The organism is Mycobacterium sp. NPDC050853, from assembly GCF_040653875.1.
GTDB lineage: Bacteria > Actinomycetota > Actinomycetes > Mycobacteriales > Mycobacteriaceae > Mycobacterium.
Map to the genome: position 1 here is coordinate 1116386 of NZ_JBFAGW010000001.1, position 13561 is coordinate 1129946.

Here is a 13561-nt window from a genome sequence, read left to right on the forward strand (position 1 = left end):
GGGGAGAGCGAAGCGACCCGGGGATGTACTAGCCCTTCAGCTTGTGGCGGGTGCGGTCCCCGTAAACGGGGACGCCGTTGCGCCCCTCGAGACTCTGCGCATACAGACCGACGGTGTAGGCGACTCCGCCCGCGTTGATCTTGAGCGCGTCCTTGTTCACGTTGGCCAGGGTGTCCCCGGCCTGGTGGTAGTTCGGATCGAACGGCTGGTCAGCCTTGCCGCCCCAGTCCCGCGCCTCCGCGGCTGTCATCTTGTCCTCGGCACCGGAGAAGATGCCGCCGGTCGGAACGCCCGCCCTGCTGAACGCGTCGTAGTCCGAACGGCCGTCATAGCCGGTGTCATGGGCCTTCTTGCCCTGGTCGGCGAGGTACCCAACCTCGGTCCGTTCGATACCGGCCGATCCCTCGGGAATCCGCACCGGCATCACGTCCGGGTCGGGCTCCTCGGACTGGTCGCCGTCATAGGTGAGATACGCGGCGTTCGGCGAACCGAGCATGTCGTAATTCAGGTACAGGGCAATGTTTTTGAGCGCATCTACGTCGAGTGATTTGACGTAGTCGGTGGAGCCGATCAGCCCCTCCTCCTCCGCACCCCAGAACGCAAACCTCACCGCATTCTTGACATCCGGGTTCGGCCCCAGCTGCAACGCGGTCTCGAGAACTGCCGCGGTGCCGGTGCCGTTATCGTTGATACCGGGCCCCTCGGGAACACTGTCGAGGTGGGCACCGGCCATGACGACATCCGTCGTGGCGCCCGTCTTGGTCTGCGCGATCACATTGCGCGCCTTGACGTCCTTGGTTTCGGCATCCACTTTGAGGACCACGTGGTCGGGGTGCGCCCGCAGATCGGCGCCGACGGACTTGGTGACACCTACCACCGGGAGCTTCGGACTGGCATCCTCACCGAGGGTCCCGCCCGCCTTCTCCTCGTCGACATTGTCGGCGATGATCACGCCCACCGCGCCACGCTCGGCGGCGGCCCTTTCCTTGTCGGCGAACGGGCACGATCCGCGGTCCACCAGGACCACCGCACCCTTGACGTCCACGCCGTCGTAATCGTTGGCGGTGCAACCCGGAGATTCCTCCGCGGGGGCCGGAACCAAACGCCCCTCCACGTGGCCACCCGGCGAGTACGACAGCACTCCGGCGTCCACCTTCTTGGGGCCGACCGTCAGCTCAAGGGATTTAGCCTGAAAGTACTTGAAGTTGAACTCGGGTGTTTGCACGTCGAAACCCTTGTCCTTCAAAGCCTTTACGACGTAATCAACACTCTGGTTGAAGCCGGGAGTACCTGCCGCCCGAGTGTTCTCGTTCTTGTCGGCAATGTCCTGAAGGGCCGAGAGATGCTTGACGACATTGTCGACGTTCACCTTCTCGTGCAGCGAGTGCGCGAAGCCGACGGCCTCCTGAGATCCGGCCTGCCGTGCCGAGCTGGGCGCGTCACCACCGCCGTCCCTATCGCATGCCGTCACGGTCGCCAGTACGCAAGCCGCAGACACCGCGACCGCATACACAACACGCTTGGTCCCCATTGTTCTCCCTTGTCCCGACCTTAAACGTCGCGTCGCTGCACGACAGCAAGTGCCGCAGCGAGCGTTATGACAACCACGGTAGCAAAGTAGATAAGGGACCCCGTGGTGTTCCAAACAAACTCGACCCCGTCCACCGTGAACCAGGACGCACCGGTGGACCGGATTCCGTTGGCGAAAGGAAGGAAGGGCTGCAACGCCTTTCCGGCATCAGTGAGCCAGCCCAGCATCAGTTCGATAACCGTCGGCCATAGCAGGAGAGCCGCAACAGCACCCGCGGTGTGCTTCAGCAACACACCGACCGCCACCGCGAGTACCGCGGACAAAAAGGCGTAGACGGTCACCGCCCCGACGGTGCGCCACACTCCAGTGCTGTCCAACGACAGATCCGCCCCGGCGACGGGACCTGCCATGGCACGCACCAGCACAATTGAGAGCAGCGCGGATACCGCGGCGACCGCGGCCACCCAGCAACCCGCTACGAGTGCTTTGGCACCGATGACCACGAGCCTGTTGGGTGATGCCTGAAATGTGGTCCGAACCATGCCGGTTCGATTCTCATTGGTCACTGTCATAGCAGCCAGCACCATGAGCAGCGGCACCCCCACGACGGACGTCGCCCCCGCCGCATCACCCGGCGAGACCGGTGCGTAGACGGAGGCCGATCCGCCCTGTAGGCCCGCGAAACCCAGACCCACTGCCAGCGCGAGCAAGCTGCACCACACCGCCGAACGCGAGGTGGATACCTTGATCCGTTCGGCCGCGATAACACCCATCAGTGCGCACCCTCCACATCGGCGGACACCTGGCTGCGGTACTGCACGGCGTCATCGGTCAACGAAAGGTATGCGTCCTCCAACGAAACTCGTTGCGGGGACAGTTCGTACAGCGTGAGGCCACGGCGTGCGGCAAGCTCACCGATCTGTTCGATGAGAGCACCGCTGATTTCGAGCACGCTTTCTTCCCCTCCGCGTTCCGCGACTTGCACCGAGAAACCGCTTTCCTCGGCGGCCGAACGCAGGGTCTCGATCTGGGGACTACGTACCCGCACCACATCGGCACCGGCCCGACTGACGAACTCATGCATAGATGTCGCCGCAATCAGGCGGCCACGGCCTATGACCACCAATTGGTCTGCGGTATTGGCCATTTCGGAGAGCAGGTGACTTGAGACCAGTACCGTGCGTCCCTGAGCGGCCAGACTTTTCATGAGCGTCCGAATCCAGTGGATACCTTCGGGGTCTAGACCGTTGACCGGCTCGTCGAACAGCAGCACCTGGGGATCACCGAGCAGCGCTACCGCGATACCCAGTCGCTGCGACATTCCCAGGGAGAAGGTGCCGGCATGCCGATTGGCCACGTCGGTGAGCCCGACCATCTCCAGCACCTCGTCCACCCGTTGGGACGCAATGTCATTGGCGGCAGCGATCCACCGGAGGTGGTTCCGCGCCGACCGGTTGGGGTGAAACTGCTTGGGATCCAACAGCGCACCGACCACACGTAGCGGATGGTCGATCTCGTGGTACTGCTTGCCCCCGATCGTCGCGGTCCCCGAGGTGGGGCGCGCCAACCCGACAAGCATGCGCAACGTCGTCGATTTACCTGCCCCGTTGGGTCCCAGGAACCCGGTCACCACACCCGGCTCGATGGTGACGGAGAGGTCGTCGACCGCCGGAATCTGCCCATAGACCTTGGTCAGCGACCGAAGTTCGATGCTGGCTCCTCTGCGCGCAAGCGGCTCATCGACCATGCGGCCCACTATGCCAGCAATTCCAGCCAGCTACTCCGCAGGACCGTCCGGAGCCGGGCTGGAGGCTTGCGCCCAGAAGCGCCGGGGTATGCGGCCCGCGTGGCGAGCGAGGTGTCCGGCGGTCACCGCCGCCGCCATGGCCGCGGCCATGCGTTCTGGATCGGTGGCGCGGGTCACGGCCGTCGCGAGCAGCACGGCATCGCAGCCGAGTTCCATGGCAAGAGCGGCGTCGCTGGCGGTGCCGATCCCCGCGTCGAGGATCACCGGAACTCCCGCTGCCGCCACAATCATCTCGATGTTATGTGTGTTGATGATGCCCAGCCCGGTTCCGATGGGGGCCCCGAGCGGCATCACCGCCGCGCATCCCACGTCTTCCAATCTGCGGGCCAGCACCGGATCGTCGGTCGTGTAGGGCAGTACCACGAAACCGTCGTCGACGAGCTGCTCGGCCGCACGCACCAATTCGACGGCGTCTGGCAGCAGCGTGCGTTCATCGGCGATGACCTCCAACTTGATCCAGTTGGTTTCCAGGGCCTCGCGGGCCAGCTGAGCGGTAAGCACCGCCTCGGCGGCCCCACGGCATCCCGCGGTATTCGGCAGCGGTGTGATGTCCAGCCGCTTGAGTAGCTCGAGCACCCCGGTGCCGCCCGCGGCGTCGACCCGGCGGATCGCCACGGTGGTCAGCTCGGTACCGGACGCCTGCAGTGCCCGTTCCAGAATCGCGAGATTCGCGGCGCCCCCGGTGCCCATGATGAGCCGGGAACCGAAGGTTCGGCCCGCGATACAGAGTGCGTCGTCCGCTGGGTTACCCACAGTGCCTATCCGCCCTGCACCGCTGTGACAACTTCGACCAGCGCGCCATCGGAAACCGCTGTGTCCCAATCGGATTTTGGCACCACAGTGTGATTGATCGCTACCGCGATACCGCACTCGGGAAAACCCAGCTGGTCGAGCAGCTCCCAGATGTTGGCACCCTGGGTGACTTCGCGCGCGTCACCGTTGACCTGAATGTTCATCGGGTCTCCTGACTATGTGCCTTCTCAAACCGGCGGGGGTCCACGACGGTCGGCGACTCACCACCGTCAAGTACTGCATTGATCGTCCTCGCGGTCCACGGCGCGAGCAGGAATCCGGAGCGGCCGTGCCCCGCGGCCACGAGGGTACGGTCGTCGATCCTCCCGACCAACGGCAGGTTGTCATCGGTCATGGGGCGCAGGCCCGCCGCACATTCGACGAACTCGTACTCGCCCAGACAGGGCAGCACCGCGCATGCGTCGTCGAGCAGATCTCGCACTCCCGAGACCGCGGGAGCGGTGTCATGGCCGTGCTCGTACTGCGTGGCACCGACGACGATGCCGTCCTCCCGGGGCACCAGATAGACCTGACGCCCGTGGACTCGCGCCCGGATGACACTCGTGGGTGGCGGCATCGCGCCGGGGCGTCGCCGCAGCCGCAGTACCTCCCCCTTCACCGGACGGACCGGCAAGTCCGCGAGTGCCGCTGCCCCCACCCCATTGGCGATGACGATCTGGTCCGCGGTCACATCCTGGAGACCGGCGACCGCAGGTTCCCAACGCACACCGAGCGTCTCGCACTCGGTGGTGAGCACGTGCAGCACCTTGCGATTGTCGACGGCGAGTTCCTCGGGTGCGGTGAATCCGCGGCGGATGTTCTGCGCCAGCAGTGGCTCGACATCCCGCGCGTTGGCGGTCTCGGCGACCGCATGCCCGTGCCCGCCCAACCAGTCCATCATTGTCCGCAGCTCGGCCGCATCGGCGATGTCGACGGCCACGGTGAGTGATCCCCGCGCGGTGATCACACTGCCCTCGACGTCATCCTCGATGAAACCGTCACGCCAGATACGCAGCGAGTCGACCCCCAGCTGCAACAGCTCGTCCTCACCGGGCCAGGCCTCGCTGTACGGGGCGAGCATCCCGCCCGCCACCCAAGAGGCACCGCGCTGCTTGTCGTCATGAATGGTGACGTGCCACCCGCTGCGCGCGGCCTCACGTGCCACGGAAAGCCCGATGACGCCGCTTCCGATAACGGCAACTGAACGCATCAATCCAGTCAACTCCCTTCGCCGGCATGACCCGGATCAGGTCCGACGGTCAGGGCCAGGATCATCGGCCCACTCTCAGCCCCACAACCTTGGGGCTCCCGCGTTACTTACACCTACAACGCTAGCGTCTTCGACTATGCACCCGCGTTCGGCCCGGCTTGAGTCGGCTCACCTCTATCTCTGCACCGATGCACGCCGCGAGCGCGGCGACCTCGCCGAGTTTGTGGATGCCGCCCTCGCGGGCGGAGTGGACATCGTGCAGCTACGCGATAAGGGGTCGGCGGGTGAGCAGCAGTATGGGCGGCTAGAACCCAGCGAAGAACTCGATTGTTTGGCGGTTCTCGGTGCGGCGGCGGCGCGTCATGGCGCGCTTTTCGCAGTCAACGACCGCGCCGATATCGCCCGTGCAGCGGGGGCGGACATCCTGCACCTCGGCCAGGATGACCTGCCGCTTTCGGTCGCCAGAGAGATCGTCGGACCGGATGTGCTGATCGGCCGGTCAACACACGATGCCGAGCAAGCTGCAGTGGCCGCCCGCGATTCCGCGGTCGACTACTTCTGTTGCGGACCATGCTGGCCGACACCCACGAAGCCGGGCCGCACCGCGCCCGGCCTGGGTCTCGTGCGGTACGCCGCTGACCTGGGAACTTCTAAGCCATGGTTCGCGATCGGCGGTATCGACGAGACGCGGGTCTCCGAGGTCGTCGCCGCCGGATCGTCGCGCGTGGTCGTGGTGCGGGCCATCACCGCGGCCGATGATCCACGTGAAGCGGCAGCTTCGCTTCACGGGCTCCTCCCTCACCGAGCGTGAAGCCATGGCGGGATTTGGGCCCATTTCTCGCCGTAGTTTCACGCTCGGCGAGAGGCAGGCAACGGCTGCTACGGCAGCTGCCAGGCGAAACGCCCCGGCTCAAGCTCGACCGTGCCGTGTCCTTCCAGACCATTCACCGCGCCCTGGATCGTCTCGACAACCCGCAGCAGCGGCCAGGACGACTCGAACCCCGGATGCAACCGCATCCCCTCGATCTTCTCCTCGGGCACCCACCGCAGCTCGGTACTCTCGTGATTGGGCGACGTCGGCAACAATTCGGCGGCATCCGCGATCACCGTGGTGTACGTCCAATGCGCCTGACCATCAATGCGTTTCGTCACCACTGAAGAACGGATGGTCATTGCGCCCGGAGCGATTCCGGCCTCCTCGGCCGCCTCGCGAAGCGCTGCCTCCTCGGCGGACTCATGGCTGTCCCGCGCGCCTCCCGGCAAAGCCCAGGTACCGCCCTGGTGGCTCCACCAGGCGCGATGCTGTAGCAGGACAGCGGGCTGGCCGTTCGCCAGCGGTGCACGCAACAGCAACCCCGCCGCACCGAAGCGCCCCCAGAACCGTGCGCCCGCGTCGGCAACCACCCAACCGTCACCGTCGCCACGCACAGAGTCCACAGTAGAGCCACCGATCCCTATTGGAGCGATAGCCGAGTAGCACGACGGCGTCTCGGCTTCCAGTCGGACGGGATCGCCGCGTGATGACCGAGACGCTGGCAAAGGTGATCACTCTGCGCTGCGGGTGCGGAGCGAGCGCCAACGCCTACCTGCGCGGGCGGCAGGACTGGTGACCGGCCAGCAGGACATCGACCACGCTGCCCACGTCCATGGCTGGATCTCCAACGGCGGCGGCTCGCCCGACAGCAGACCGTTTCGGGAGTGTGCCTACCGGCTGCCGGGCACCCCCGCCTACGCCAACATCGTCTACGCATTGAACGGCGCAATGCTGTGGGGCGAAGGACAATCACGTTCGCGCGAGCGGCGCCATTTCGGCGGAATCGGCAAAACTGACCGTCTCGTCTCGTTCCTCTCCGGCAACTGAGACAACCCGTCCCACCCCAATTTCGTTATTGCCTGTAACGGAATCGCTGCAGCCCAGGGGCAAACCCCAAGTAGCGCAAGATAATTCCGGACAACCGGCGAAATCACAAGTTGCACAATAGAAATGGAAAGGTGTCCATAATGGTTACTGCGATCGGGCCTAACCAACCCCATCTGTCCCTAGTGTCAGCCCAACTTAGCCAACACGATTCGGGAGCAAAATTGAACGCGATACCAGGTGCCTACTACGGCTACAACGTGACACATCTCGATGAACACTGCCGGTGGATGACTCGCGCTGGCCGCGCACCCCGCACAATCAAAGCGCGACGCATGGAACTGCAATACCTCGAGGAATTCCTCGGCCACGATCCCGTCGACGCTACCCAGGATGAGCTAGAGGCATGGCAGGACAGCATGCCGCTCGAACACCTCCGACTCAAGACGGCGACGGTTCGCCCGTACTACGGGTACCTGCATCACCGCGGATACCGTCCGGACAACCCGGCAGCGCTATTGGTGTCACCCAAGCGCAAGCGCGGCGTCCCCCACCCCATCCGGTTCGACGTCATGCGACATGCAGTGCACGATGCCCCCACCCCGCGCGTGCGCGCGTTTCTGATCTTCGCCGCCTACGCCGGTCTCCGCGCGAAAGAGATCGCGTACATCGATGCCGGATGCTTCGAACCCCGCCCAGGCGGCGGCGTCATCATCCGCTTGACACGCACCAAGGGTGAGCACGAGCGCATTTCTGCGCTACCGGCCTGGGCGTGGGAAATGATCCAACCAGACCTGGCGACCGAGGGGCCATGCTTTAGCCGCGAGCGCGGTGCTGGACCCGTTCTCCCACAGCATGTCTCGCAGGTTGCGAATCGTTGGCTACACAGATGCGGGACCCCGTCGACACTCCACTCGCTACGTCACTGGGCCGCTACATCAGGTGTTGAGAACGAGGATGTTCGCGTAGTGCAAGAGTTCCTCGGGCACGCAGATCTGAAAACGACCGCCATCTACACAGAGATTCAGCCCATGCGGATCGCCAGGATGGTCGATTCATTTCGACGGCTAGACGAACTGCCAGCATGATTTCTGACTACGCTAGGCCGCCTGATAACGGCTCGGCCTCGGTTTCCTGTTGTCGCCGGTCGCGCCACAGCCACGGCCCTACCGTCCTCGTATGGCTGTCCGAAAGTCCCCCTGGATGAATGAACGCGCCGCGCAGTTCATCGCGCGTTTGCAGGCTCATGGTTTGGAGATACCCGAGGACCGGGCGCGTGAACGCATTTCACGGCAGGTGGACTTCACTGCCGAACGGATGCGCATCGGGCGGCAGGCCGCCAAGTACTACGTGACCCAAGACCTGGTCGAGAAGATGGCCGACACAACCGCCCAAGCGTTCCACAAAGCACAAGCCCGCAATGGCCTACGCGCGGTACCAGGCCCAGACGACTACTTCCCGAAGCTGCCGACACCGCGATAGACGCGGCGTCGGGGTTTGCGAGCAGTGCCGTCTGCGGATGGACAGATTGCCGCCCGCTGATCGGGCGTTGTTGCCCGCGTTAGCCACTAACGTTGTAGTGTGCCCCGCTAGCTGGTGTTTGCTATTGAGAAGGGGTGGGTTGTGGCTCCGGTGCTGGCGGTTTCGCCTGAGAATGTGCGTGCGGGGGCGGCCAAGATCGCGGGCGCCAAGTCGGTGGTGGCGGGGATCTCGGCACCGGATGCTTCAGCGGCTACGGCGGGGTTGTCGGGGTTGGCGACCGCGACAGCGTTGGCCGGTGTGCAGCAGGCGGTCACTGACTCGTTGGGTGTGATCGGGGGCCGCTACGACAAGATGGCCCAGTTGATCGAGGGCGCGGTCTTCGCGTTCATGCTGGTGTCCGCGACGTTGGAGCCCTCGACGCGGGCGCAGACGTTGACCGGAATCGTGGGTAAGTCGTTCACGTCGATGGGTGATCTGAACTCGGCCACCCCGGCCTGATTTGGTCACGAAACTGATGACCGTGAAGGGTTGATGGGGTGGGGCGTCCGAAAAAGAGTGTGGTCTACAAGCTCGATGTGTCCCCGTTGGGGGATATGGCCACCGGAACCCGTGGTGTGGGCCTCAAGGTGATGGAGCAGGCCGACAAGGTCCGTGGTGCGGTCCATGAGCTGGACTGGAAGGGCGATACCGCCTCTGCGTGTACCGATCGCGGGGACCGTGAATACGTCCAGGACCGCAAGGCCGTCGAGGACGGGTTCAACAAGCTGGCCCAGGCCTACGACGACGGCAAAAACGCGATGGGGCCGATGATCGACAAACTCAAAGCTGACGGGCAAGGGTTTGAGGCCGACAGTTTCGCTGTGTCCGAGGACTGGACGGTGACCGACAAGTTTCCGTATGAGCTGGCCAAAACCCTCGCGGCGGGCAATGAAGCCATCCTTGACCGGCTTGCCGCGATACACACTGAACGGGCCAACGAGGCCGCCACAGGCACCGCAACCCTGCAGAAGCTCGCCGATGAACTCGGCACCGCCGACGAGGACACCAGCAAAGCCATCATCGACGCCAAAACCTCGTTGGCTGCGTTGGTTCCGTCCCCTGCGGCTGTGCAGGAGGCGCGGCTGATCCCGCCGCAGGACCCGAAAGCCTTTACCCAGTGGTGGAATTCGCTGACCGAGGCACAAAAGCAGACTGTCTTCGCCCGTGATCAGTACATCGGGAACAACGACAACATGCCTACTGCTGATCGGGACCGTTTCAACCGTCTCAAACTTGTTGACGAACTCGGCCGCGCCAGCACGGCTGGCAAGCAGGTCGATGCGCTCACCACCGCACACCCGGACTGGGCGCAGGGAAGAAACATCCCCGAACCCAACCATCCGGGCGCTATCTTCAAGGACCGCCAGGACTATGAGGCATGGAAGCGCCAGTTCGACGACGCGAGCGGGCGAGCCAAGTACCTGCCCGAACTACAAGCTATCGACAAGGCGGTGCGCGATAACCCCGATCGCAAGCTCATGGTCTTGGACACCCAAACCGGGCGCCAAGCCCGCGTCGCCGTCGCGGTCGGTGACCCCGATACCGCCGATCACATCGCGGTCACCACCCCCGGCATCAATACCACCGCCACCAGCATCACCGGCATGACCGACGAAGCGGCAACCCTCCGACGCGAGAGCCTTGCGCAGTTATCCAATACCCCTGGCCATCAGGGCGAGTCGGTGGCGACGATTGCGTGGATTGGATACGACCCGCCGCAGATCAACGACACACAGGGGGGCGGCCAAAACGCTGGCGGGGCCTGGGATGTCATGCACGACGACCAAGCCCGCGACGGGGCGCGCAGTCTGGCACGTTTCTACGACGGGCTGGGCAACACTCATCAGGGCCCACCCGCCGATGTCACCGCCATCGGGCACTCCTACGGCTCACTGACCACAGGACTCGCTCTGCAAGAGCCCGGCGCTCACGGCATCACCAATGCCATCTTCTACGGCTCCCCGGGCATCGAAGCCACCACGCCAGCACAACTGGGCGTGCAACCTGGCCACGTGTACACCATGGAAACCCCGAATGACCCCATCCAATGGGTCTACGACGGGCCACCGCTAGCCGAGTTGGCCTCACTGCCGCTGGCGCCAGTGATCCCGATAGTGCCCGCTGGTCTGATATTCGGCCGGGAAGTCATGGGCTTGGGGGACTTTGGGCCGAATCCCGCCACCAATCCCAACTTCACTCACCTAGAAACCGGCGCCGTCACCACCCCCGATGGACGCAGCCTGGAAGCAGCCTCCGGGCACAGCGACTACCCGCGCACCGCCAACAACGGACAGCCCTACACCCCCGGCTACAACATCGCCGCCGTCATCTCCGGCCTCGGCGACCAAAACGCCATTAAGGAGAAGTAGATCACCACATGACCCGAAACATGCTGAACCGCAAAGCAATCGGATGCATCGCCGCGATCATTTTTCTGACAATGACAGGATGTCACGTGAACACCCCCTACGAACCCACCCCGCCCGACGAATCCGCCAAAGCCCTCCAAGAACTCAAAACCCTTCCCTCCCTGGAAGACACCAAAACACAGCTGCAAGACACCATCGAGTCAATCACCACCGCAGCCAGCAAGACGCTCGCAACGACCAACACATGGAGCAATCAAGACAATGGGGAAACGGCGGGCTGTTCCAACCTCAAACCTTACGACCAAAGCGATGGCCGGTCCTGGTATGCGCCGAACGCCGTCGCGGCGGGCGTGTCTGTCTCAGAAGACGATTGGCCCAAGATTCTTGAGGTAACGAAAACTGCTGCCGCTAAGCTCGGCGCCACCACACCCCATGTTTTTCAGGACAAACCCGGTAACCATGACGCCAGGTTCTACGGCCCTGCTGGTTTGTATATCAGGCTCGGCTACGCAGGCAACCTGAGCGTTGGCGGCTATACGGGCTGCCGTCTGCCAGCCGCGAAAAAGTAAATGCGTGGCTGATCTTTCGGGACTTCCCGATGACATCGTGTACGTGCTGCGCAACGGGAAACTGCCACCGGGCGTGACCCCTCCTGCCGCCGAGGGTGACGGTGAGCAGATCGAGGACCCCGATCAGGTGCGTTTCCGGGAGCGCTATCAGGCAATGGTTGCCGAGAAGATCGCGGACTGGCTCGCCGCCGAGGACTATCAAGTCGGCGCTCTGGCTGATTATCGCGGCCAAGCCGTTCCCGCAGATGTGCGCGAGCAGATCGAGCAGGACTGTCACCGCCAAATCCTCCACGAGTGGCGCACCTTCCTGCACCAGCGCGACCAACCCGACGACCTCGATGATGATAACGGCGGCGGCCCTACTTCATGGATGCAATCAGTCCGGTAGAAACACACGCCCCGCCGCCGGCCAGCTCGGGTAGGGCGGGCGCGATTCAGAACCGCTGGAACGACGAGGTGCCCCCGCGCTCGATCCTCGTGGGGTGAGGAGAGTGCGGGGGCAGTGAGTAGCTTAGCTGGGATTAGATGACTGCGGGCGGGGCGGGAACCGTGGTCGGGGAAGGCGGAGAATGAAAACACGTGGGACTGAACGCGCCGAGGAACGCGCGGCGTTGAAAGCGGCCTATGAAGGCGGCGCCAGTATCCGGGCCTTGGCTGTTGCTAACGGCCACTCCTACGGGTACGTCCACGATGCCCTCGTCGAGACGGGCACTCAGCTGCGCGGGCGGGGCGGGCCCAACAATCGCAACCCGGTGCCCATCCCACCCGAGAAGGCCGGTTGGCGCCGAGGCTCGGGTGCGGTGCCTGCTCCGGAAAGCGACACCAGCAATATCTAGACAGGTGTTCTATATGTCGGACAAAGGGTTACGCGCCCGTTGCGGGGTTTGTAGGGTGCCCTGTTATGGCAGTTCATGGGGTTGCCGGGTACGCGGCGGGATGTCGTTGCGCGGAGTGCACTAGCGCGCAGCGTGCCCGGGAGGCCGCGATCGCCAAGACGGAGCGGCAACGCTGGGCAGCCAGCGACCGGGACGTTACGCGAGCTGAGGCGCAGCGCCAGGCCCGCCTGGAGCGCGAGCAAGCTCGTACTGCGCACCAGGAACAAGCCCGCACCGACCATATGCTGCAGCGGCTACACAAGCAGCAAGAGGTGATCGAGCGCCAGCGCCTTGAGGCAGCCCAGGAAGTACAGCGCCAGCGCGACTACGAGCAGGCACTGGCCGGTGGGGACTATGCCTGGCTGCTGGCCGATCAGCGCCGGGCCACCCAACATGTACGCAACCAGATCAACCTTGCGCGGCGCCATGCCGAACCCGGGGCTCTCGATGAGCTGCAATGGCGCCAAGCCCAACAAATCCATCAACTCATCGAGCAACACCACGCCGAACTCATCAGGCACTCCCAGAACCCGGATAAGTAGCGGGGCTAGCCACCTGGGGCTCTGGTAGAAGCGCCCCTTCCCTGGGTGTCGGGCCCACTCGCGAAGAGGTGGGAAGGGGCGCTATATGCCCGGGGTGCTCAAGGGGGTTGGGTATCCCGGGCGATGCTCATTCTAAAACTGATCAGCACTGTTGTGCAGGGTTCCCAATCCCCTATCGAGGGGTGCCGCCGACCGGCCGCAGTTACCCCGTTGAGCCCAGTACGTTTCCCCCGACGCTGCGCGGTCAGCCGCAGCACCACATCTATCCCTAACGCTGCTGCAGAGGCTTGTCCAACGCCAGTGTGGTTGTCAGGCCGACCATCAGCGCCGGTGCCACCAGGAACCAGACCGGGACCGCCGGGCCGCCTAAGAACAAATACGTGGGGATATAGACCACTGCCAGCAGCGATACCGCGAGAGCGAACGTCAGGGCGACCAATTTGAAGGTGCTCATGGGGAGACCGTAATCCATCAGCGGCTGCGCCAC

The 13561-nt window shown here is 64.1% G+C and carries 18 protein-coding genes and 1 riboswitch; of the genes, 10 read left to right on the forward strand and 8 right to left on the reverse strand.

Features of this window, described 5'->3' with window-relative positions:
- Positions 1-28: 28 nt before the first annotated feature.
- From AB0H22_RS05450 to thiO, 6 genes are all read right to left on the reverse strand, one after another.
- The gene (locus tag AB0H22_RS05450) at positions 29-1531 is read right to left on the reverse strand and encodes a M28 family peptidase (RefSeq protein WP_358145245.1); all 1503 of its coding nucleotides are present in this window, start codon (positions 1529-1531) and stop codon (positions 29-31) included.
- Between the two features lie 20 nt (positions 1532-1551).
- The gene (locus tag AB0H22_RS05455; protein WP_180749044.1) at positions 1552-2304 is read right to left on the reverse strand and encodes an ABC transporter permease; all 753 of its coding nucleotides are present in this window, start codon (positions 2302-2304) and stop codon (positions 1552-1554) included.
- Positions 2304-3278 (reverse strand): ATP-binding cassette domain-containing protein, encoded by a 975-nt coding sequence (locus AB0H22_RS05460; protein ID WP_358145247.1) that lies wholly within the window; start codon positions 3276-3278, stop codon positions 2304-2306. Before AB0H22_RS05460 ends, AB0H22_RS05455 begins: the two co-directional genes overlap by 1 nt.
- 30 nt (positions 3279-3308) lie before the next feature.
- Entirely contained in the window at positions 3309-4061 is a 753-nt protein-coding gene (locus AB0H22_RS05465; protein WP_358146092.1) for a thiazole synthase, read from the reverse strand.
- Positions 4062-4096: 35 nt separating this feature from the next.
- Positions 4097-4294, reverse strand: coding sequence for a sulfur carrier protein ThiS (gene thiS, locus AB0H22_RS05470; RefSeq protein ID WP_180749048.1), 198 nt, complete (start codon positions 4292-4294; stop codon positions 4097-4099).
- Positions 4291-5340, reverse strand: a complete 1050-nt coding sequence (thiO, locus tag AB0H22_RS05475; protein WP_358145250.1) for a glycine oxidase ThiO — start codon at positions 5338-5340, stop codon at positions 4291-4293. Before thiO ends, thiS begins: the two co-directional genes overlap by 4 nt.
- A riboswitch (TPP riboswitch) is annotated at positions 5337-5452 on the reverse strand. Its footprint overlaps the gene before it by 4 nt.
- A gap of 24 nt (positions 5453-5476) precedes the next feature.
- On the opposite strand from thiO, the gene thiE reads away from it, so the two are divergent.
- Positions 5477-6151, forward strand: coding sequence for a thiamine phosphate synthase (thiE, locus tag AB0H22_RS05480; protein WP_180749050.1), 675 nt, complete (start codon positions 5477-5479; stop codon positions 6149-6151).
- Positions 6152-6219: 68 nt separating this feature from the next.
- Here the strand turns inward: thiE and AB0H22_RS05485 are convergent, their stop codons facing one another.
- The gene (locus AB0H22_RS05485) at positions 6220-6768 is read right to left on the reverse strand and encodes an NUDIX domain-containing protein (protein WP_180749051.1); all 549 of its coding nucleotides are present in this window, start codon (positions 6766-6768) and stop codon (positions 6220-6222) included.
- 178 nt (positions 6769-6946) lie between these two features.
- Between AB0H22_RS05485 and AB0H22_RS05490 the strand changes: the two genes are divergently transcribed.
- The 9 genes from AB0H22_RS05490 (at position 6947) to AB0H22_RS05530 (ending at position 13074) form a co-directional block, all read left to right on the forward strand.
- Complete coding sequence (locus tag AB0H22_RS05490; RefSeq protein ID WP_358145253.1) at positions 6947-7201, forward strand: hypothetical protein; 255 nt, start codon at positions 6947-6949, stop codon at positions 7199-7201.
- A 221-nt stretch (positions 7202-7422) separates the two neighbouring features.
- Positions 7423-8286 (forward strand): tyrosine-type recombinase/integrase, encoded by an 864-nt coding sequence (locus AB0H22_RS05495; protein ID WP_358145255.1) that lies wholly within the window; start codon positions 7423-7425, stop codon positions 8284-8286.
- Between the two features lie 115 nt (positions 8287-8401).
- Positions 8402-8680: a hypothetical protein gene (locus tag AB0H22_RS05500; protein ID WP_358146094.1), complete on the forward strand. Its 279-nt coding sequence runs from the start codon at positions 8402-8404 to the stop codon at positions 8678-8680.
- A 141-nt stretch (positions 8681-8821) separates the two neighbouring features.
- Positions 8822-9178, forward strand: a complete 357-nt coding sequence (locus AB0H22_RS05505) for a hypothetical protein (protein WP_358145257.1) — start codon at positions 8822-8824, stop codon at positions 9176-9178.
- Between the two features lie 38 nt (positions 9179-9216).
- Complete coding sequence (locus AB0H22_RS05510; RefSeq protein WP_358145259.1) at positions 9217-11088, forward strand: alpha/beta hydrolase; 1872 nt, start codon at positions 9217-9219, stop codon at positions 11086-11088.
- Between the two features lie 8 nt (positions 11089-11096).
- Positions 11097-11657: an LppA family lipoprotein gene (locus tag AB0H22_RS05515; RefSeq protein ID WP_358145262.1), complete on the forward strand. Its 561-nt coding sequence runs from the start codon at positions 11097-11099 to the stop codon at positions 11655-11657.
- 4 nt (positions 11658-11661) lie between these two features.
- A complete protein-coding gene (locus AB0H22_RS05520; RefSeq protein WP_358145264.1) occupies positions 11662-12045 on the forward strand; it encodes a hypothetical protein in 384 nt (127 codons plus the stop codon).
- 181 nt (positions 12046-12226) lie between these two features.
- Positions 12227-12493, forward strand: a complete 267-nt coding sequence (locus AB0H22_RS05525; protein WP_358145266.1) for a helix-turn-helix domain-containing protein — start codon at positions 12227-12229, stop codon at positions 12491-12493.
- A 65-nt stretch (positions 12494-12558) separates the two neighbouring features.
- Positions 12559-13074, forward strand: coding sequence for a hypothetical protein (locus AB0H22_RS05530; protein ID WP_358145268.1), 516 nt, complete (start codon positions 12559-12561; stop codon positions 13072-13074).
- A gap of 268 nt (positions 13075-13342) precedes the next feature.
- On the opposite strand, the gene AB0H22_RS05535 is transcribed toward AB0H22_RS05530, so the two are convergent.
- Positions 13343-13528, reverse strand: coding sequence for a hypothetical protein (locus AB0H22_RS05535; RefSeq protein ID WP_358145270.1), 186 nt, complete (start codon positions 13526-13528; stop codon positions 13343-13345).
- Between the last annotated feature and the right edge of the window lie 33 nt (positions 13529-13561).

Bases quoted from the DNA above. Each gene is read 5' to 3' on its own strand.
- thiS (WP_180749048.1), bottom strand. From the start codon at position 4,294: ATGAACATTCAGGTCAACGGTGACGCGCGCGAAGTCACCCAGGGTGCC.
- thiE (WP_180749050.1), top strand. From the start codon at position 5,477: ATGCACCCGCGTTCGGCCCGGCTTGAGTCGGCTCACCTCTATCTCTGC.
- AB0H22_RS05535 (WP_358145270.1), bottom strand. From the start codon at position 13,528: ATGAGCACCTTCAAATTGGTCGCCCTGACGTTCGCTCTCGCGGTATCG.
- AB0H22_RS05455 (WP_180749044.1), bottom strand. From the start codon at position 2,304: ATGGGTGTTATCGCGGCCGAACGGATCAAGGTATCCACCTCGCGTTCG.
- AB0H22_RS05500 (WP_358146094.1), top strand. From the start codon at position 8,402: ATGAATGAACGCGCCGCGCAGTTCATCGCGCGTTTGCAGGCTCATGGT.
- thiO (WP_358145250.1), bottom strand. From the start codon at position 5,340: ATGCGTTCAGTTGCCGTTATCGGAAGCGGCGTCATCGGGCTTTCCGTG.
- AB0H22_RS05450 (WP_358145245.1), bottom strand. From the start codon at position 1,531: ATGGGGACCAAGCGTGTTGTGTATGCGGTCGCGGTGTCTGCGGCTTGC.
- AB0H22_RS05525 (WP_358145266.1), top strand. From the start codon at position 12,227: ATGAAAACACGTGGGACTGAACGCGCCGAGGAACGCGCGGCGTTGAAA.
- AB0H22_RS05530 (WP_358145268.1), top strand. From the start codon at position 12,559: ATGGCAGTTCATGGGGTTGCCGGGTACGCGGCGGGATGTCGTTGCGCG.
- AB0H22_RS05460 (WP_358145247.1), bottom strand. From the start codon at position 3,278: ATGGTCGATGAGCCGCTTGCGCGCAGAGGAGCCAGCATCGAACTTCGG.
- AB0H22_RS05515 (WP_358145262.1), top strand. From the start codon at position 11,097: ATGACCCGAAACATGCTGAACCGCAAAGCAATCGGATGCATCGCCGCG.